The sequence below is a fragment of the Mesorhizobium sp. M0045 genome (assembly GCF_040323385.1).
Lineage (GTDB): Bacteria > Pseudomonadota > Alphaproteobacteria > Rhizobiales > Rhizobiaceae > Mesorhizobium.
The window spans coordinates 1-19800 of the sequence record NZ_JAMYUY010000034.1 but is presented as its reverse complement, the minus strand read 5'-3'; the positions used below and the strand labels follow the sequence as shown (position 1 = coordinate 19800).

The 19800-nt window shown below is 58.9% G+C and carries 16 protein-coding genes and 3 pseudogenes; 6 read left to right on the top strand and 13 right to left on the bottom strand.

Annotation, left to right across the window (positions count from 1 at the left end; genetic code table 11):
• Window positions 1-11: 11 nt before the first annotated feature.
• The 3 pseudogenes from NKJ72_RS29350 to NKJ72_RS29335 all read right to left on the bottom strand — a co-directional run.
• Window positions 12-359 (bottom strand): annotated as a pseudogene (locus tag NKJ72_RS29350) (IS30 family transposase); the annotation flags it as partial.
• 811 nt (window positions 360-1170) lie between these two features.
• Window positions 1171-1558 (bottom strand): annotated as a pseudogene (locus NKJ72_RS29340) (Tn3 family transposase); the annotation flags it as partial.
• Window positions 1552-1767: pseudogene (locus tag NKJ72_RS29335) on the bottom strand (leucine zipper domain-containing protein); the annotation flags it as partial. The pseudogenes NKJ72_RS29340 and NKJ72_RS29335, both read right to left, overlap by 7 nt.
• Before the next feature lie 140 nt (window positions 1768-1907).
• Here NKJ72_RS29335 and NKJ72_RS29330 point away from each other — a divergent pair.
• A complete protein-coding gene (locus NKJ72_RS29330) occupies window positions 1908-3569 on the top strand; it encodes a tannase/feruloyl esterase family alpha/beta hydrolase (RefSeq protein ID WP_352480551.1) in 1662 nt (553 codons plus the stop codon).
• Between the two features lie 256 nt (window positions 3570-3825).
• On the opposite strand, the gene NKJ72_RS29325 is transcribed toward NKJ72_RS29330, so the two are convergent.
• From NKJ72_RS29325 to NKJ72_RS29315, 3 genes are read right to left on the bottom strand one after another with little or no spacing between them, the layout of a single operon-like run.
• Window positions 3826-4974 (bottom strand): site-specific integrase, encoded by a 1149-nt coding sequence (locus NKJ72_RS29325; protein ID WP_352480550.1) that lies wholly within the window; start codon window positions 4972-4974, stop codon window positions 3826-3828.
• A gap of 2 nt (window positions 4975-4976) precedes the next feature.
• Entirely contained in the window at window positions 4977-5363 is a 387-nt protein-coding gene (locus tag NKJ72_RS29320; protein ID WP_352480549.1) for a type II toxin-antitoxin system VapC family toxin, read from the bottom strand.
• Window positions 5363-5701 (bottom strand): type II toxin-antitoxin system VapB family antitoxin, encoded by a 339-nt coding sequence (locus NKJ72_RS29315; protein ID WP_502901917.1) that lies wholly within the window; start codon window positions 5699-5701, stop codon window positions 5363-5365. The genes NKJ72_RS29320 and NKJ72_RS29315 overlap by 1 nt, the downstream gene beginning before the upstream one ends.
• 87 nt (window positions 5702-5788) lie before the next feature.
• Here NKJ72_RS29315 and NKJ72_RS29310 point away from each other — a divergent pair, with 87 nt between their 5' ends.
• Window positions 5789-6805, top strand: a complete 1017-nt coding sequence (locus tag NKJ72_RS29310; RefSeq protein ID WP_352480560.1) for a DUF1403 family protein — start codon at window positions 5789-5791, stop codon at window positions 6803-6805.
• 3 nt (window positions 6806-6808) lie between these two features.
• Window positions 6809-7528: an SMC-Scp complex subunit ScpB gene (scpB, locus tag NKJ72_RS29305; protein ID WP_352480546.1), complete on the top strand. Its 720-nt coding sequence runs from the start codon at window positions 6809-6811 to the stop codon at window positions 7526-7528.
• 57 nt (window positions 7529-7585) lie between these two features.
• Here scpB and NKJ72_RS29300 read toward each other — a convergent pair whose 3' ends face one another.
• Window positions 7586-9019, bottom strand: a complete 1434-nt coding sequence (locus NKJ72_RS29300; protein ID WP_352480545.1) for a Shedu immune nuclease family protein — start codon at window positions 9017-9019, stop codon at window positions 7586-7588.
• A gap of 7 nt (window positions 9020-9026) precedes the next feature.
• Window positions 9027-10985, bottom strand: a complete 1959-nt coding sequence (locus NKJ72_RS29295; RefSeq protein WP_352480544.1) for an ATP-binding protein — start codon at window positions 10983-10985, stop codon at window positions 9027-9029.
• Window positions 10986-11291: 306 nt separating this feature from the next.
• Between NKJ72_RS29295 and NKJ72_RS29290 the strand changes: the two genes are divergently transcribed.
• Complete coding sequence (locus NKJ72_RS29290) at window positions 11292-11522, top strand: hypothetical protein (protein ID WP_352480543.1); 231 nt, start codon at window positions 11292-11294, stop codon at window positions 11520-11522.
• Between the two features lie 71 nt (window positions 11523-11593).
• On the opposite strand, the gene NKJ72_RS29285 is transcribed toward NKJ72_RS29290, so the two are convergent.
• From NKJ72_RS29285 to NKJ72_RS29265, 5 genes are all read right to left on the bottom strand, one after another.
• Window positions 11594-12277 carry an adenylate/guanylate cyclase domain-containing protein gene (locus tag NKJ72_RS29285; RefSeq protein ID WP_352480542.1) on the bottom strand — a complete coding sequence of 228 codons (684 nt, stop codon included), beginning with the start codon at window positions 12275-12277 and terminating at the stop codon, window positions 11594-11596.
• Between the two features lie 24 nt (window positions 12278-12301).
• A complete protein-coding gene (locus tag NKJ72_RS29280) occupies window positions 12302-13216 on the bottom strand; it encodes a TIR domain-containing protein (protein ID WP_352480541.1) in 915 nt (304 codons plus the stop codon).
• Window positions 13217-13292: 76 nt separating this feature from the next.
• The gene (locus NKJ72_RS29275; RefSeq protein WP_352480540.1) at window positions 13293-15119 is read right to left on the bottom strand and encodes a ThiF family adenylyltransferase; all 1827 of its coding nucleotides are present in this window, start codon (window positions 15117-15119) and stop codon (window positions 13293-13295) included.
• Window positions 15112-16722 (bottom strand): nucleotidyl cyclase domain-containing protein, encoded by a 1611-nt coding sequence (locus NKJ72_RS29270; RefSeq protein ID WP_352480539.1) that lies wholly within the window; start codon window positions 16720-16722, stop codon window positions 15112-15114. The genes NKJ72_RS29275 and NKJ72_RS29270 overlap by 8 nt, the downstream gene beginning before the upstream one ends.
• A complete protein-coding gene (locus NKJ72_RS29265; RefSeq protein WP_352480538.1) occupies window positions 16723-17766 on the bottom strand; it encodes an adenylate/guanylate cyclase domain-containing protein in 1044 nt (347 codons plus the stop codon). It lies immediately after the preceding gene.
• Window positions 17767-17989: 223 nt separating this feature from the next.
• Here NKJ72_RS29265 and NKJ72_RS29260 point away from each other — a divergent pair, with 223 nt between their 5' ends.
• On the top strand, window positions 17990-18898 hold the full coding sequence (locus NKJ72_RS29260) for a helix-turn-helix transcriptional regulator (protein WP_352480537.1): 909 nt from the start codon (window positions 17990-17992) through the stop codon (window positions 18896-18898).
• Complete coding sequence (gene halB / locus NKJ72_RS29255) at window positions 18840-19607, top strand: anti-phage Hailong system nucleotidyltransferase HalB (protein WP_352480536.1); 768 nt, start codon at window positions 18840-18842, stop codon at window positions 19605-19607. Before NKJ72_RS29260 ends, halB begins: the two co-directional genes overlap by 59 nt.
• The last annotated feature ends 193 nt before the right edge of the window (window positions 19608-19800 follow it).

Here is a 19800-nt window from a genome sequence, read left to right as displayed (position 1 = left end):
GCGGGGTGGGTTCAACTGATCCCTGCAACACACTCCGCGAACTTTTCAGCTGGGGTTTGATAAAGCAAGGTCTTTCGCGGCCTCTCATTGAGCTGCCGTGCGATCGCGCTGAGCTTAGTCTGGCTGTGCAGGGATAGATCGGTTCCGCGCGGCAGATATTGGCGCAGTAATCGGTTGGTGTTTTCGTTGGAGCCGCGCTGCCACGGCGACCGCGGATCACAGAAGTAGACCTCGACGTCGGAGGCCAAGGTCAGGCGCTGGTGATCGGCGAGCTCTTTACCTCGGTCCCAGGTCAACGACTGGTACAGTTCGCCGGGGAGTTTCCGTGCCTGTTTGATCAGTGCCGAGACGACGACTCGAACCAAGGTCCGAAAAGGGTCGCGAGCTGTCCGGTTCCCATCTGTCTCAGTAGGGTGGACAACCGACATGCAGCGGTTACCCGCCCATGCTCGTGTGTTGTTGGTTTGAAGGCTGAGGGTCTGTCACTATCCACTTTCCAATCATACGAATCGGATCACTGTCTTCGTGGTCGATATGGCAGGGCTGCTCGTGTCGTCCTGCACACTCGCGATCGTTCCCAACTTGTCCCGGGGAGCCCGTCTTTACGGGGTAATCGAAAACGTCGTGACAGATGCCAACCATCGCCGGACTGGGCTACTGGGCTGGGCCGCGCCGTCCTTCATGCCGCGCTCGACAAAGCATGGAACGCCGATTGCTACAAGGTTCTGTTGGCGACTGGATCTCGGAGGGAGTCCACTCTGCGCTTCTATGAAGGTGCAGGGTTCCAGCAAGGCGGAAAACTTACTTCGAAATTCGCCGCTTGGAGGACGCTTTGGGTCGATTTTCCACCTTCCCTGACGGCCCGGAGGGGTGGGAATCGGCCGCTCGCGTCGTCCCGGCTGCCTAGCGTGGCGGATGAATTAACAGCCAGCGATTTGGCTCTTGCTCGACGAACTCTTTCTGGACGTGCCTGAGCACGTTCCGCTGCCCGGCAAACGGAACCATGTTGACCGCTTGATCGAAGGGGACCCACTGAAACTCGCTGTGTTCGGCATTCAGTCGCACCGTCTCTGTCGACCCCGCGAAACCCACGAAAACCGGCAGGAGGCTAATGGCGTCGCGGTCCGCTTCATAGAATTGCTCGCATATGTCGGCCGAATAGAGCCTCTGCAGCGTCAAGCTCGTTTCCTCCTTAGTCTCTCGCCAGGTCTTCCTTACGATCCGGTCATGGGTCTCGACCACGGCATCGGCGACCGCCGCCTCCCATTCCACGGCGCAAACGGCAAGGATCGCCCAGCGTCGATCCGAGCTGATATCGCGCAAGCCATCGGTGAACATAGCGCTCACCCTGCCGACGCAGGCGAGCGATGCGGTGTTGCGGATGCCGGCGAGCACTTGCGGATCAAGACCCACCGCGCAGGAACTCCAGTCGGTCAAGCAGCCGGTTTGCCGCCGCGGAATTGTTGCCGAGCTCGAACTTGCGAAGCAAGATGAAGCGGCTTATGTTACAGGCCAACATTTCGGTCAGAAGCCCATCCAACCGCTCGCGCGCACCAGCGTCGGCCGGCGCAGCCGATGAGGGCGAGATGAGCGATCCCGCAATCCTGGCATTTCCTCGGCGCGATACCGGTCGAGCCATTTGCGAACCGTCCGCGGGCAGACGCCTGCGGCTTTGGCGACGGCCTCAGGCGTCTGTCCGCTCTCGACCTGCATTACAATTCGCTCTCGACCGAGCGGCGTCAGACGGGTACTCTTATGGATGTTCATCCGGTCCCACTGGAATCACTGAAGCTTCGACAACCTCAGCTTTCCCGGTTCGGACCGGATGGATAACCTTCTGAAAGCTCACAACTAGCTACCAATGCGATCAGCTTTCGGGCTATCGGGGGCATCCAGGGAGGATGGGTATGTTCTTGGCTAACGGGCTCAAGCTGCGGGACCGCGGGTGCACCCTGGCACTGATTTTGGCGATCATATGTGTATGTGCGCCTGCACTGGCGGCAAACGCGTCGGATCAGGCGTGCCGGTCCATCGCCAAGCTCACAATTCCAAGCGTGATCTTTACCGAGGCTAGCCTTCAAAAGCCGCAGGAGATCCCCGCAGATCCCTTCACTGCATTCACCGGCGCCTCGCCTCAGGCGGTAAAAGTGGGCGGGCACTGCCTTGTCCGAGGTGTTATCGGGAAACGCCAGGGGGTCGATGGTCAATCATATGGCACCCGGTTTGAGGTGCGTCTTCCGACGACCTGGAACGACATGTTCCTTTTCCAGGGCGGCGGCGCAGTTGATGGCTTCCTGGCGCCGGCCGTCGGGACCATTCCTTGCCGGAACTCGACCGCGGCTCCCGGGCTCTTGCGCGGCTACGCTGTTGTAAGCATGGATGGCGGGCACCCAAGCCCCGATCCGGCTTTCGGGGTCGATCAAGCCGCACGCATTGATTTTGCGTACGCCTCCATTGGCAAAGTCACTTCGGTCTCGAAGCAGGTGGTGGCCAAGTTCTATGGGGCGGCTCCGAAAAAGTCGGTGTTCATGGGATGCTCGAATGGCGGTCGTGAGGCGTTGATAGCGGCTCAGCGATATCCGCTCGAGTTCGACGGGATTGTTGCAGGTAGCCCGGGTTTTCGTCTCAGTGCCGCCAACATTGCCCAAGCCTGGGATACTCGCGAGTACATGAGCTTCGCTCCCAAGGATGAGGCCGGCCATCCCATTCTATCCCGCGCCTTCTCCCAGCAGGATCTGAACCTCGTCGCCAACGCGGTTCTCGCTGCCTGTGATGCCCGCGATGGCATTGAGGATGGCGTCATCAACGCCTGGCAGCAGTGCCGGTTCGACCCAAAGGTCCTGTCCTGCCAAGGCGATAAGACGGACAGCTGCCTCACGGCTGGTCAAGTGCAGGCCATGAGCCGCGCGTTCGCGGGTCCGGAAAGCTCCGATGGCGAAAAGCTTTACAGCGATTGGCCATATGATACGGGCGTTGCGGGCGCGGACTGGAGAATGTGGAAGCTGGGCAAATCCCCCACTTCCCAATCGGATGCAAACAACATCGTTCTGGGAGCCCGCTCGCTACAATACTACTTCATGACGCCCCCGGCGCCGAATTTTGACCCCCTGAAGTTCGACTTCGACAAGGATCCGGCACGCGTTGCGGATACGGCCAAGCTCAATGATGCGACCGGCACGTATCTCGCCAGCTTCGCTGCCCACGGTGGAAAGCTGCTCTTGTTTCAGGGACTTTCCGATCCGGTCTTCTCGGCCAACGATCTGGTGCGCTGGTATAAGCAAGTCGTCGAGGTCACAGGCGGCGGCGATTTGGAAGCGACTCGCCGTTTCGTGCGCATGTTCATAATCCCGGGGATGACCCACTGCGGCGATGGCCAAGCCTTCGACGACTTTGATCCTTTGGCCGCCATCGAGGGCTGGATAAACCAAGACAAGGCTCCGGACTCTCTCGCGGCTGGCAGCAAGGCATTCCCTGGCAAGCACCAGCCGATCTGCGCTTATCCCACTCAAGCTGCCTATGACGGTAAGGGAAATCCCGATGAGATCGCGAGCTATTCGTGTCGGGGATAAGAGACCTCGTCATTTGTTCGCTTCAATCTGCGCGCATTCCCGGAACAGGTCTCCCGGACCAAGGATCGGTTGGAAAAGCTAAACCCGGAATTTGTGGGCCGTGCCATAACGCAGTTGATGATCATGCCTGACTACGAAGCGTCGGCCGCCGATAGTCTGGATACAGCGCTCGCTGTGCTCGATGAGGTATTGTTATCGCCTGAGATCTGACCGCCTCATCCCAGCGGACAAAACGGGGGGCAGGGGAGGGGGCTTTTCAGAGCCCGGACGCCTTGGTGAGATTGACGCGGAAACGATCGCGCCGGCGCTGATACTTTCGAGTCATCTCGGCCGAGGCGTGACCGAGCTGCTGTTGCACATAGCGCTCATCGACCTCGGCCGAGGACGCGAGGCCGGCGCGCAGCGAATGGCCAGCAAACTTTTGACCGCGTTCGCCCTCCGACAGATCGCCACGCAAGCCGGCTGCGAGCGCCGTGCGCTTGACCAAGCGTGCGACCTCCTGGTCGTTCAAGCGATGGACACCGACCGCTCTGCCTTGACCAGCAACGCGCCGGAACAGAGGTCCGTGCGCAATGTGCGCCAGTCTTAGCCACGTCTGCAGAGCGGCCACCGGGCAGGTGGCGTCGGAGGAGCCGCGGCCGACCTCGACCTCGCGCCAACCGGTTTTGCCGCGCAGGGTCACCAGCACGCCCTTGTCAGGAAAAAACTCAATCCAGCCCGAAGAATCCTCCGTCTGGTCGCGACCAATGTCGAGCCCGACGATTTCCGAGCGCCGCAGCCCACCGGCAAAACCCAGAAGCAGCATGGCGCGGTCGCGCAGACCACGCAGCGTGCCGCGGTCGAGGGTCTCGAGCATGGCCATCAGATCCTCGGGCAGGATCGCTTCCTTCTGCCGGGGAGGGGAGGCGTGGGTGTTGCGGATGCCGGCCATGACCGTTGCGATGTGGCGGTCCTTGCGGTCCAGCGGTTCGCCTCGCTGCGAAAAGTTCCAGGACAGTGACGAAAGGCGACGCTCGATCGTCGCCACAGAGTTTGGTTTTTTCTCCCCTGTTACCTTTCCGGACGCGCAGGCGGTGATGTAGAGCCCGAGGGTCTGCGGATCAGGTGGGAGCACTTCCAGACCCTGCCGGCGCGCCCAGGCGCAAAAATGCTTCCAGTCGGCGGCGTAGGCGCGCCGTGTATTGGCCGAGCTGGCCGCCTTGACATAGTCGCGGGCGTGGCCGGCAAGCTCTTCCAGATGGCCGGGAAGGCTACCATGTCCCCGTGAGTGCATAGGCGGCAGGGGAGGGGAGGGGGATTTTTCGCCCTCCTGTGGATGCTGTCCCATTTCCATCACGACATCGATGATGTCGGGAAGATCGTCCCCTCGGGGCGCTGCAGTTGATCCCGCACCGTCGCCAACCATCGTTATGCTGCCTCAATATCCGTCTGGGAAAAGTCATTGCCGATAAAGAGCAAGGGCTCATCCGCCCGTTTGGCCAACGCGTAGGAAAGGCAATCGGCAAAATTCAGGGCGGCCGGGTGGCGGCCTTTGCCGTAGGTGAGCCAAGCCTGCGTTGCCACATCGACGAGATCGGCATCCACGGCGATGATGTCGGCCTCCATCTTGCGCAGCCACAGATCGATCTCGGCCAACGCATGCTCACCGCGCCGGCTGACCAGCACCATGCGCGCCTGGAGCACGCAGGTTGCAGGGACCAGGCGGATTTGGTTGGTGACGAGCGCCTTCTCAAGCCTCAAGGCTTCTGGTTCGTTGCGCAGGATCGCGACGATGGCGGAGGTGTCGATCACCATCAGTTCGGGATTCCATGCTCGTCGTACCCGATGATCTCCTCGTCGCTGCGATTATCCAGTTCCGGCAATCGCGCCACTCTTTCCCGGATCGCCCGCAACTCGCCGAGCAGGCGCTCCTGGGCCACGTCACCGTAACCCATTCGATGCAGCCGCTCGCTCAGGGCCTGGTGAATGGCTGCCGTCTTGCTGATGCCCTGGCGGCGCGCGAGTTCGTCGGCGAGAGCCACGGTGGCCGGATTTTTGATGTTCAGGGACACGAAAGACTCCAAAAGTCTACCATTCTGGCGTATTCTACCATGGTTCCCTCGCCTCGTAAACAACGAACGATAATGCAACATTATCATTCGTTTTAATTGCGCGACAAGTGCGGCGGTTTTACGCATTAGAACTTGCAGAAAGCGCCGTCGTGATTCATCGTGTTTCTGATGATTCTGCGGCCCAAGCCAGCTCTCCGTCACGCATTCACGCTTCCTGGCAGGACCGCCGACGCACCAGTCCTGCCAGTGCCAAACTGGTTGCGGCGATCGGTTCCCGATCCGCAGAGCCTTGCGGGAAGAGATGTTGAGGACGTCGCGCTCGTCGCCGGCGCCGTTCTTGGTGCCGTTGACGCGGTGGTCCGCCGGCAGGAGCGATGGGCCGGCGCCTGGCGGCAGCGCCTCGCCCTTGCGGCGGGCGCGGTGACGGCACGACAGGCTGGCCGCATCGAGGATGAGGCTGCATTGCGCGACGCCGTGCTGCTCACCCGATCGGGCGATGATGTCGGCCCCGCCGGTCATTTGCTCCTCGCCTGGCGTCGACTGGCATCTCGGCCGGCGGAAGAGCTGCTGAAGGAGAAAAGCCTTGTCGCGGTGCTGGAAGAGTTCGGCTACGCCGGCGACGACGAGGCGGTCAGCAACCTGGCGGACGATCTTCGGCAACTCGCCGCCAGTGACGGGGCTGTGGGAATGATGACCGACGCCATCACGACCGCCGAACGCCACGGCTTTGCGCGCACTCTTGGAGCCTGGCTCGCCGACGCCCTACTGGCGCAACGTCTGGGTTGGGCATATGCGATGCCGCTGCTGGGCGCCGAACCGGTTTTGGGCATAAGCGCTCGCCCGCGTCGATCGGTGGTCAGCTCTGTCGCGACAGGGATTGAGTCAAATCCTGAGCGTGCCAAAAGTCTGCTCGCCGCGCAGGCGCGCGCTGCGCTGCGTGCCATCGATCTTTCCGCCGAGCTCGAGCGCCGGGCGGACCGGCTGCTTGCGGTCGCGCCGAAACTCAGAGCCAAGGCCGCGGACGCTGTTGTCGACAAGCTGCTGTCCGACGATGCGATCGTTGCCTCGGAAAAGATCGCCGGCATAAGCGATCGCGGGCTGCGCCGCCTGTTCGACCGGCTGGCCGAGTTCGGCGCGGTGCGCGAACTGTCGGGCCGGTCGACCTTCCGCATTTACGGGCTGTAAAATATGGCGGAAGCGACACGCAGACGAGGGAAGGGGCGGCAAGATGACGGTCGATCAGGCGACCGCCTGTTTGATCGGGAGCTGGATCATCTGCCGCCGGAGGCGCGCTGGCGCGAATGGATGAACCGGGTCGAGGCCACAATCTTCGCTGCCAGCGAGCCGGTCGGCCGCGAGACGCTGGCGCGGATCGTGGGCAAAAGCTGCAGCATCGACCTTTTGATCGACGATATTCGCGAGGAGCTACGCGGCCGGCCCTATGACCTGGTTCCCGTCGCCGGCGGCTGGAAGCATCTCACCCGGCCGGCCTATGCCGACGCCATCCGCAGTGCATTTGGCACAGCGGTCGGCGGGAGCGGGCGTGCGGCCGATCTAACGCAGTCTGATGTGCTGGTGCTGATGTGCATCGCTTATTTCCAGCCGATCACCCGGGCCGAACTGTCGTCTTTCTTCGGCAAGGAGATCAGTCGCGATTTTATTGGTCATCTGCGCGGCGCCGGCCTGATCGCATCCGGTCCGCGCAGCCCGACGCCGGGCGCGCCCTACACCTACGTTACGACAAAAGAATTCCTGCTGGAGTTCGGGCTCGATACGCTGCGCGACCTGCCGGATTTTGAGGCGCTCGAGGATGCCGGGCTGCTGTCGAAGGAGAAGCTGCTGGCGGGGGATATCTTGCCGAACTTTGCTCGCGTCCCAGAGGACATCGGAGTCGAGGCGGACGAATAGCTCTGCGTTGACGCCAGGGTCCCTCTTATGGCGTTGCAGAGGTCCCGCGCCATGCCGCTATGCGGGCTTCGCCGACAGGAGCTCGCGCAGGGATTTCAACTTCGCTAGCAGCTCGTCGAACGTGATGATAGACAAACCAGACAAGCTGTTGCGATACAGCTCGAAGGAACGCTTCCGCTCGGTATCCGGGATCATACCCGCCAGCACCACGCCTTTGATGCCGTAGGCCTCCAGCTTATGCTGGGGGTTAAGCGCCTTAATCCGGTAGATATCGCTGCGGAGTTTGTCGATCTGGTCCAGGGTCTGCACGACCGCGCCGACGAGCTCTGGAGAGGGCGCCAAGACTCCGCCCCGGTACTGCTTCTTGCTGACCAGGTCCATGCCGGGCGTTTTGATCTCCAGAATAGCAATACTGTCGGTCAGCTGGTTGGTGAACAGGAAATCGGCGATCTTCTCGCCTGACCCGTCGAGGATCTTGCCGCCGACATGGGCCTGCCCCTGCAACAAAAGCACCGGCACGTTGAATGCCATGTCCAGGATGAACGGGTTGGCCTCGAACAGCTTCTGCCATTGCGGCTCGGTCGCCTTTGCGGCGAACTCCGTTTCCATATGGATTATCAGCTCATCGAGGGAGGCAAGTTCGATCTCGTCATGAAGTTTTACCAGCCCGGCGCGCTGGGTTTTGATTGATTTGCGGACCGTTGCGCCGGCGAGGCTGACGACGGCCGCCCGGTCTTTTTCCGAAAGGCGGGCGTCTACAATAGTCTCGCCGATCACTTCCGCTAGATCATCAGGTGCGCGCTCGAACAGCTTCAGCGGAAACTTTGTTCGGTCGAGCCTGGTGAGAAGGTTGGTGTAGGCGGCCTGGTGCTTCTTCTTCCTGCTCGAGGCGCGCGCCTTGTCATCAAAGCGTTTGGCCCCGCGGCGCAACTCGTCGAAAAGGCGATAGCCCATCTCAAAGGTCTTGCCGTCGGGCGACTGAGAGACCTCGAGGGTCTTCTCATCGGTCAGGCGCAATTGCTTGATACCGTCGATCTGTGACAGCGCCTGGGGGATGAACGAAAGCGTGCGGTCAAGCCCAAGCCCTAAATTCGGGTCTTTAGTAAACCCCGAGGGCATGCACTCCTCCAAGTACATCTGCACGTCATCGAGGGTGCTCGGCACGACGAGATGTTCGGCTCCGTCGGAATCATCGACGATATGGGCGAACCCATTCTTTAGTACCAGCTCGATCGAAACAATGGGATCGTGCTTAGGCGTCAGGAAGCTCGCGGACGTGGGCATGGTATTGACGGGATAGAGTGTGGTCGTGTCCGTCCTCGCCTCGAACTTTATAAGCACGACGCGGGTCGTTGGGTCCCCCTCGCGGTGCGCGATCTTTAGTCGCGTCGCTGAAGGCTGGAAAAACACCTCCACGATGCCACGTCCTCGTTCCTCGATGGACAAGGTGCCTAGGTCGTCCTCTCCAAATTGTGGGCCGAACGTTGCCATGCTGATCCTAAGAGTGTGCCGAAGCGCCGGCAGCGGCTAGCAGGTCCGGCTGTGGATCCTGTGGCGGCGTGACGAAGGCATCACCATCAACACCGTGTTCCTTCAGGAACGGAGCCTCTTTTAGCTTTTCGCGAAGGCCGAGCATTCGCTTTTCCGCTCTACGGATGAAAGTATTGTAGGTCATCGGGATGATGGTAACGCGTCTGTCCCACTCGGTTCGACTCCCGCCCTCGGCGGCATCGATCTTCGAGCCGAGGATGTAACAGGTTGTCACGGCCGCTTCGGTCAGAAGACCCTTGCTCCTCAGCTCCTTCACATATCGCCACGCCTGATCTTTCTGCTCGGAGCCTATGCCCACGCCGGGTTTCTTGATCTCGGCCATGACCAGGCGGGACACGCCATCCACTTCATGTCCGAGATCATGCGCGTCGCGGCTATAAAGCCCAACGCTGCCGTCGGGCAGCATCACGAAATCGGGTCGCTGCCTGCTACCCGTTTCATTCGATCCAAATATCTTGCGAATGACCTCCGTCATGCCTTTGTTGCTTGTGAACTCGAGGCTCTCGAATTCCGGGCCAAACACCCACAGCGATCGCTCGAACAGCGGCTGCAGGTCGCCGACCTCGTCCATGGTGTCGTCGCGAAGCTTCTTATCCAGGTCCTCGATCAGCTTCAGACGCGTCTGGATCTCATCGAGGGCGTCCTTCGCGAGCCTGAGAGTCCAGTCGTCGAGGAGTTCGTACAGCGCATCGAGATCGCCCGGCTGCAGCTCATTCAGCTTCCCGACCAGACTGAATTTCGACGTGCTCAATTCGAGATTGGCGAGGATGCCGGCGACCTTGCCGACCTCCTCCGTCGAGATCGAGGGGCAACTGTCGATCACCTCGTCCACGAACTGATTCCAGCGTTCGCGCCCAACGGGAGGCAGTTGCCGCACCGTTTTGACCAGGTGTTCTTTGATCGAATGTTTTGCTTCGCGGCGACGATCGGCAGAAAACGTGGAAAGGTACTGCTTGATCTGCGTATGGACGGCGGGCCGGGTGGCCTGCCATGCCGGGTCATGGGGAAGAAACCCGCTCCAGTCCGGCTGCACCGCATTCTCGAGCATATCTGCCGAGACGATGAACTGGAAACGCTTCGCTTCGGTGCTTCGCCCGTCGAGGATACGTTCATGGTCGAACCCGACCCAGCCCGGGTTTCCGACCAGCCGCGAATTTACGCGCCATGCGATGCCATGCTGCTTCGTGGTCCGATCGGCTTTCTGGCTATCGATCATTACGATCTGGACCACCCCAAAGCCGGGCACGTCGACATTGACCTTCTGGATATTGCGCGTCGGGATGTCATCGAATGTGACCAAAGTCCCGTCGAGCGAGACCACGAAATTCGGGTCCGCGAGAAAGCGCGTGCCGATGATCTCCCGGGCTGTGTCCGCATCCATGGAAGTGCCATCGGAGACGGTCGCCGCTATCTCCGTGCCATGCCCAGGGACCTTGTCGCGGGAGCTGATCACCGTGACGTCGAATGGCTGGGTGACACCGCGACGAACTTCGTAGACGGTTTCGATGCCGTCCCGCCAGGTGCGCACCGTATAAGGATCGGAGAACTTGAATGCCGCATGGCGGCCTTTACCGTTGCGACCATACGGGTTTCGGGGAGGGGAGTCTGACAGATCCGCCGGCGGCGCCGACTTGGTGCCTTCGTCGGCAAGGCGATTGTAGTCAAGCGTCTTCCAACGCCTCTCGAACTGCGCCGGGGTCATCCCTTTGCCGTTGTCGGTGATGGAAAAAGGGATGTCCTGGCGGCGCTTCGGCCAGACTATGTCCACCTTGGTCGCATAGGCGTCCCAAGCATTCGCGACAAGTTCAACGATGGCCACCGCAGGATCGGAAATGATCGGCCCCGCATATTTGTCCAGGAACCGGTCATCGAACAGGATGCCCTGGTTCGATCTTTCTGTATCCATGGTGCTGTCCCCCTCTTTATATTACACAAGGATTTTCCGCTCACGTCCACAGCTATGCGCCATGGCCCCGGTTCGCTCCGGACCGGGTGCGTTCGTGTCGGGATGGTCATCCACGCGTCTGAGAATTTGTTCCTACCGCCTTATCACGACGCACGACATGCACGCAGGGCCTGCATCCTTCCGGCGACAAAAAACATCCCAACCTCTCCAGGCCGGCCAGCTTGAGGACTACCTGCGCGCCACCGGCGCGGGGCGCGGCGCAGTCGTCTACACGACCTCGGAAAGTGTTCGCTGGATCGCGCCACGGTGAACGATGAGGGGATATTGCTTGGAGAGCCGATCAACGGAGAAGCACTTGTTCTGATCCCAAAGAGATCAGGCGACCTGCTCGGCTATCTGCGTGGCTTTGGCATGACCGCTTCCGGCCCACGCAGTTCAACGCCGGGCGCGCGCCACGCCTTTGTCACAACAAGAGAATTTCTGTTGGGGTTTGGGGCTCGAATCGGCGCCGATATGCCGGAACCCTCGACCAACTGAATCCCAGCATAGTGTCATGCGGAGACATTTCCCGTAGCAGAATGTCAGCCGTCAGCTAAATTGCTCGACTGCTACACCCGCCACGTCCATGTCGATCCGTAGATCGTCATGTCACCATGCTGCGACCACTTGAACTTTTTCCACATATTCGCTTTTTGCTCACCGCCGAATTTCGCAGCATCGTTAATTCGATTGTAGACGGCTTCCGTGATCCACGTCCGTTGCGCAAGATCCAGATCGGTAAGCTTTGCAGCATAGTTCGCTGCCCGTCCGACCCATACAATGTCGTTGCCACCACGCACGCCCGTTCTGGCCGCCCTGATGTTGCTGACATCGATGCCAACAACCTGCTTCACTGCATACTTCGCATCAGAATAGCGGGTTTCCAGCGCTGGATTGACAATCTGCTGCACCGCAAAGTTGATTTTTAAACCGCACCGAGCCGCCTGGGTGCATTGATACTCGCCCACGAAAACACCCATTATGCGATCACCGTCATATGAGGTGATAGAACCTCCCTCTGCGCGAACTAGCCTCGCAGCGCAGTAAAGAAATGTCTTGTAGACTTCGGCTGCAAACCACCATTTCTTGCCGTCCACCATCACTGTCGAGCCCGACAGATCGGCATAGAGCACCGTCGCTCGTTCGAACTCGACCGCTTCGTTGCCTAAAGAGATGTCTTCCGGCTCAGGGACTACCTGTCCATTCCGCGTGGACCATTGGTCTCTGAATATTCTGCTGACTTCCGCCTTCATGTCATCTGCTAGCGCCATACAACGCTACCCATTGTTTGGTCCGAGCCTGTTGATATGGTCCCGCAGTACATTGCACGCTGGTGCAAGGAGCGCAGCAGCGTCGCCTCCTTTCTCAAAGCGGTAGGTGATGGTTGTTATGCCGGCTAGGTCACTTGGCAACTTCACTTTTTCCTCGCGAGGCTCCATCAATATGGCTCGCGCCCGACCAAGGCGGCCCATAAATAGCCCTAGCTCGAACACCACGTTGTCACGAGGGCTTGGCCACTCCTTTCCGCGGCTGTCGGTCAGATCGTCCGCGTGTGCGATCGCAACGGCAAAATCGGAATCGTCAATCTGTACCTCAAGATCCTGCAGTGTGTAGTTTGCGACACGAAAAACTCCGTCTGTCCAAACGATCGTCACAAAGGCATCATGCTGGAACGCATTCTGCACCGCTCGTGCGATTGGCAGCGCTTCCGCCGACGAAATGATAAATATGCGGATCTTCTCCCGGAAATTGTTGACCAGCGTGTTTCTCTGCATGAGTCGCCGGGACAGCTCCTGCGCAATGTTGCGATAAAGCGCGGTATGCCGTGAGGCGATATCAGCGAATGTCTCCTCGGTCACACGGGCGACTACCCCGTCCTCACTGGCGTAAACGCTCGCTGACCTTTTCTGGCTGGGTTCGATCGCCGCCATCTCGCCGACGTGGTCTTTGGGTCCTCGCTTTGCGACGAGCCTGCCGTTGACCACTACGTCAAAAATACCGGCGAAGATCAAATACACGTCATTGTCGGAGGCGCCCTGCTCAATAATTGCCGAGCCCTTTGTCACCGCGATCAGTTCAACGCGCTCTGCGAGTTCCTCGGCGAGCAACTGATCGCCCATGACAATCTTCTGTACGGCAAGGGTGGCGATGCGTAGCCTCTTACCCGCCTCGCCTTCAAACCGTTCGATCATTCCACGCCCCCTCCAACGAGCCTCTGTCTGCCATCGGTGATGCGTTGTGAATCTTGGTAGTGTTGGACCGAATGCATCACGCGGCCTCTTCACGGTTCGCCAGTTCGCAACATCGGCATGCTGGCCAAGGACGGCCTATGGCCTTACCCCCATTGTGGTCGACACCCAGCAGCAGCTGCGCGGCCTCCGTCCACTTGCCGTCGAACTCTTCGAGGTGTTCGCGCCTGGCCACCCAGATCCGGTGCGTGGAACGTTGAACCCTGTTAAGCAAACAATCGAGCGCGAGTTCGGCGATGAGATCATTCACGTGCCCCAGTTCGGTGGGACCGTACGGGGCGAAATGAACTCCGCAGGCGGGCTCTTCAAGCGTGGCCGGTCTGGCCCATTCCGTCATCTCGAACAGTGACATTCCAAGACTGTCGACGCCGGAAACCAGGCATCCGCCCTCCGGCCCTATGGCAACCGCGTGGCCAGCTCCGGCGTAGGGTTCGGTCCATCCGTAGACAATGGGCGTGGAACGGCCAGAATTGCGATGCCACTCATTCAGCATCGTGTCGGCTCGGCCGCTTCCAGTGGTCGAAACTATCAGGTCTGCCTGGGTGAACCAGATCGGGGATTCGGAGATGATCTGCTCCGCGCTGGCGTCGTGGCCTGTGATGTTGGCATGTGGAAAATCGGCGCTTAGCTGCTCGGCCAGTCCCTTAGCCTTGTTGCGCCCAACTGAGGTGGCGCCGAGATAATGTCTCCCGACGTTCGGCCAATCCAGCTCGTCAAAATCGACAATATCCAGACTCCCCACACCCGCCCTGATGAGCGCTGCTGCCACGAAACTTCCCAGAGATCCGCACCCAAAGACAACCGCTTTCGCGTTTCTGAGCTTTGAGGTGCGGGGATCTCGTGCGCGGCCGTGAATCCAATCTGGATCTGCGCGAGCAACCCTGCTGCGCCCCGGCTCGGAAGCTCCAAGATAGCGCCCAGCTAGGAGAGCCGGCGACATCTTATCGGGTCTGAAGCCCCCCTTGACGATGGGATCAACACGCCGCCGAGCGCGAATTGCGTCAGCTGGACGGTCAACGGTGACGGCCATTAGACCTGGGCCATACCGGCCTTCGGCTCCAAGAATCACCGTCACCGATGATGGAACATTCAGGAACGTGGACTCGAGTACGTCGATGCCGGAACCACCCGCCCTTTTCGCCAACTCCAGCAGGGCGGCGCTTCGGTGTGGATATTCGGAAGGAAGGGGCGCATGGTCGAGCCATAGCAGGGCACCTGCCTGAATTGTCGGTTTCGCAGCGCTTTTGAAACGGTTTTCCAGCCATTTTTTGAGGGTTTCATCGTCTTCCGCAAGCAGCGTAAAGGATCGTCCGTGCCAAACCCGTATCGGGCGCGACGGACCCCGAACGTCGAGCAGGCTGTAGTGTCGTTCAGGCTTGCGCAGATCGTATGCCCAATAAGTCAGGAACTCGTCCCTAAAATCGCGCTCGACAATCGTCCCCTCGAGCAGTTCCTCGACGAGGCGGCAAGAGCGTGCCAACAAATTTTCGATAACCTTGACGGGGTTATTAATGTCGATTTGGTGGGAATTGCCGAGCAGACACAGGATGCCGTCGTCTTCGACGTGAGGCCATGTGAGTTTGGGTGGATGATCGACCAGAGCTGTCCGCGGGGCGACGATCGGAAACAACCGTGTTATCAGCAAGTCGATGCGCCGCACGGCGCCATCTGAAAATTTAACGGGCAAACGCCAGCCGCCCGTAAACTGGCGGGTCGGATAATCGGTTAGCTCACCCGGCGCAAGTCTCGACCAGGCGTCTCCATTTACGGCCCGAAAGAGAGCCTCCACGTCCTCCACCAACGCGGTGTCTAGGCTATCGAAGGTGAAGGCGCTATCTTCAGGCATGGCGGTTTCCACCGCTGTTCTGAATTGCGCTTTCGCTTGCCGCAGCCCTGGTAGTCCATCCGGCGGAAGTGCCGATGGCGGCGGGGGCGGCTAAAGCGGCAACTCGTGAAGAGTCGAGGGAGAGCCGCTCTGAGGCGTCGGCGTAGTCGAGGCCCTTGGCGCGACCTGTGGCATCGAACAGGCGCTGGACAGCAAGTGGGGCTGCGGCAAGGGCGCGCGAACCAAGCGCGGTCTGATCTCCTTCACAGCCGGCCTGCAGTTCCTCAGAATCGGAAACGGCCTTGCTGGTCGCACAGCGGACTGAAAATTCACCACGGATTCCGAGGCGAGTGATCGGCGTAGGGCCAAGCTCAATACCGATTGCGATACCAAGGTTCGCAATACCGGGCAGGATTTTGCGGCACAGATTGAAACTGGATCTCATCGCCGCGGTGCAGATGACGCTTCGGCGAACAGTTTCGCGCTCGTCGGTCTCGTAGGCCGTTCCTTCGGCTACCAAACCGTGCAGGCAGTCACCGATAAACCGCACTTTGCGTCCATCAAAGTCATGCTTCAGAACCGCCGCAAGTTCCAAACGGATTGCATGAAGATTGGAGACCAACTCCGGAATCTGGTTCGTCGCCAGACAATAATCCACGTATTTGGTGAAGCCATCAATGTCAGCGAAAATCGACACGAGCGGCATGTGGATTGAGTTGGCGGGTGAGAGGCGCTCGTACTCGATTGTGCGAAGGGGCGGCGTGTGTCGATGGAAAATGAAGTTGGCTTCTCGAAAGAGAACTTCTAGGTCGCGCCCGACATCCGCAGAGAGCGACTTGATGCGCGCGTCCGTGATGTAGCTGGAGCCTAGCGTGCTCGGTGTAGAAACCCCGCCGTGTCGCAGATTGTAGACTTGGCGCCGCTGATCAAACAGAGATCCGGCGGCCAACATACCGAGGACCTGCCGGGCCCGGTCGCTAAGGTAAATACCGGGTTCAGTACCGTCGGCTAGCTTTGCTGCGTAGTTCGCAGGGCTTCCGAGGAACAGTGGTTCTGGCTCGGCTCCGCGGCCAGAGTTGACGGCAATCGATCGACCGGTGTCAATTCCTATACGGGTCCCTGTCTTGAACTCGCCATTGAGAACTGCCTCTCCCGTTGCCTCCACCATCCTTGCGATTGCCTGAGCGAACTCGAGGGCGCGCTCGACGCGGCGGCGTTCGTTTGCTGGACCAGGAGGGGTGACGATTACAGCATGCAGCCGTGGGCCGTGGAAGTCGACCCGCTGCGCATCGTACTCTCGGATAATCAGGTCACAGGCGCTATAGTGGGTATGAAGAAATTCCAGTGCTCGGCGATGTCGGGCCTCGGTTTGCCGTTGGGCATCCTGCAGAACCGAATGATATTCCGTCAGCTGGACATAAACGTGGACCCCGTCGACAATGATGGCATTTGATTGTGGAATCTGCACCAGAGGCTTGGGATCACGACTGTCGCTGGATGCGAGAGCTCTCGCCTTTAGTTGGCTATATCGATCATCGAACGATTGCACCTGAACGATGTTCTTGGGAACCGTTTGAAGGGATTTCCGGATTCGTGCTTCGGACCGCGTGGCGCTCCAGCTCATCTAACTCTCCTGATCAATCGAAGTGTAGGCAGCGAACTCTCGATCCCCCTTCACGACGAAACGCCGGATGTCCGATGACAACCGCTTTAGGAGATCAGGTTCTGAAATGAATGGGTAAACGGCCTCGCTGATCCGCAAGGCGCCCAACCGCATTCCGTCGGTGTCGAGCCGAGCCTGTTCGTACCTAGACGCCGAGTTCACAGTTTCTCCCATAACTGTATAGGCGATGCGTCCAGTGCCCCCGAAATCCCCGATTACGACTGGCCCCAGATGCAACCCAATGCGGATGTCCAATGGAAGTTGGTCTGCGACGACGATGCTCCGGATTCGGTCAATTGTTGCGAGCGCGGCGCGAACTGCCTTGGGAACCCGGTCCTTGCTCCGAGTTTCGTCGGGCAAACGCCAAAAGGCCATCAATCCGTCGCCAGTGAATTTATCGATCTCGCCACCTGCGGTTCGGATCTCCTCGACTTGAACGTCCATGAAGCGCCGCATCTGCCGACCCGCTTCCCCTGGGCTCAAGTCTTTCGAGAAGCCTGAGAAACCGGCTACGTCACTAAACCACAACAGCGCATCCGTCTGGTCCGGATCGATCTCTCCTGCATTTGTGCTGTCGAAGGCCGCATTCACAGCCATCAGACCATCATCGCAGACGAACCTGCGCAAAACCTGATCGAGGGAAACGTTGTCCGAGAGCAAACGTGACCTTTGCCGCGTCGCTTCCATGACCTTGTCCGCCAGGACAGCAGCAACGGTTTCGAACCATTCCAACCTTTGTTCGGAGGAAAGCTTGTCAACGAAGGAGTGGTCGATTTCCCAAAGATTGGTAATGCCGTCCGCCTTCATGGAAGCACTACGCTTCGTCTCCTCCCGGCGATGAAATGCAATTTCTCCGATCAGCTCTCCCTTGTGACGCCTGACGATCTTGTCTCCTTCGCCGACTACGACGATTCCATCGTCAATGATCCAGAAGCACTCCGCCGGGTCTCCAGCTCGACAAATCACTTCGTCATCATTAAGCCGGCGTTTTCTGCGCGTGGCCAAAAGCCGCTCCCTTATTAGCTGGGGGCGGCGAGCGTACCTCTCAAGGAACTGATTAAGTCCAGTCATGAAGCCAGAGACCACGAAACGCTCAAAGTGTGGATCGTCAATAAACGCAGTCGACGGACTGCCACGAAATATGCAAACCTAATGTAGGCATGGACTCTTGTTCCGTCAAGAAAATAGGAGCATTATGCGAGGATGCCTAAATTAAATAGCGACGGCAATGGCTGAGACGGTAGGCTCCGACCTCAAATGGGGTGTGCGGAAGCGCCTTGAATTCATCGAATTCAGACTGTTTTGGGACGGCAGGCTGAACCGCGGCGACTTGGCCGAAGTCTTCGGAATGTCTCACCAGCAGGCATCATCAGATTTTGGGACATACCAGAAGCTCGCGCCCGACAATCTGGTGTACGACAATGCGCTCAAGGCCTACATTCGAACGCCGGAATTCGATCCCGTTCTTATCGGCGACAATTCAGATCGTTACCTTTTGCAAGTTGTAGCGATCCATTCGGGATGGATGCAGAAGGAAGATACGTGGTTTAATCAACTGCCACCAGTTGAAGTGGTTACCCTCGGCCGCAAACCGCTAAATACAACAAATCTACTGGCAGTACTCGACGCGATTCGCGAGCGCAAAAAGCTGCAAATTGACTATCGATCAATGACCGGCACACCGGAATCCTGGCGCTGGATTGCTCCGCATGCAATGTCGTTTTGCGCAGGACGTTGGTATGTCCGAGCTTGGTCAGAAGAACATAACGATTTTCGGGACTATAGCCTCGGGCGAATTTTGGAAACCAGAGGCAGCACGCCTGCATCTGAGAACAGCGCACTAGACTATGAATGGGCACAGCGGATCGATCTTATTATCGGGCCAAATCCTCAACTGTCAGAAGATCGACAGAGGGCTGTCGAGTTCGAGTACAACATGGTCAATGCTGAGGTGCTCGTGCCCGTTCGGTTGAGCCTGAGCTTTTACCTTATGAGCGAGCACAATCTTGATGTCCAACCTGGTCAGTTGCTGCCGGAGAAGCAGCAGTTGGTGTTAAAGAATCGCCAGGACGTCGAGGATGCGCGTCGGCTCGCTAGACAAATGTCGAAAGAAGCGCTCAAGCGTGGTGGGGCGTGATGGCCGTGGAAAGCACGGGCCGATGGCAATCCTAGCGCTGGCACTTTACGGCAGCCGTGCACGAGGTGACAACAATAGGTCATCCGATATTGACCTTCTGCTGGTGACGGATGACGAGCGACCCGGGCATTCCCAAAAGGGCAGTATCTCCATGTCGTCGTATTCGCTCCGTGCGCTAAAGGAGCGCGCGAGTGAAGGAGACTTGTTCCTGTACCATCTCGTTTTCGAGGGTCGTCCCCTCTACGATCCCGACAATCATTTCCCTGGTCTGAGAACGGCGTTTCGCCTCAAGCGGTCATACTCGACAGAGATACAGAAGGCAGTCGACCTTGGATGGTTCATTGTGGGCTTCGGAGAATCGATCTCAAATCGTTCACTGCTCAGCCGTCGCATTACCTGGGTTGTCCGAACAATCCTGATAGCGACTGCGGCTGAAACAGGCCGCCCGATTTTCTCACGGGAAGAACTTTTGAATATTGCACCCGGTCCGCAAACGCGACGGCTGATCGCTCAGAAGGACACCAGTGAGCCTGATCCACGCTGCGGCCGTGATCTTGAATGGTTTCTAATGAAGTATGGCCGGCGCCCTTCCATATCTACGAAGCTAGCGAGAGACGAATACATCGAGATGTTCAAAGAAACAAAAAACGATGTAGCGCTTCATCTGATTGTTAGTACCCCGAGAGCGCCTGTCGAAGGGTATACTTAAATGTCTACCGATGCGTCTGTTCAAGATTCCACGGATTCATGTCTGTTAGTGATACGTGGGGTCGTCACCGCGTGCAACCCCTTAAGCAAGGCGTCATAGGTGGCTTGAGCTAGGGTCAGGACTCATTGATCCAGAAGATGAAGGCTGCAGCGAAGGCGATCGCCGACAGGAAGGTGTGAGCACATCGGTCGTA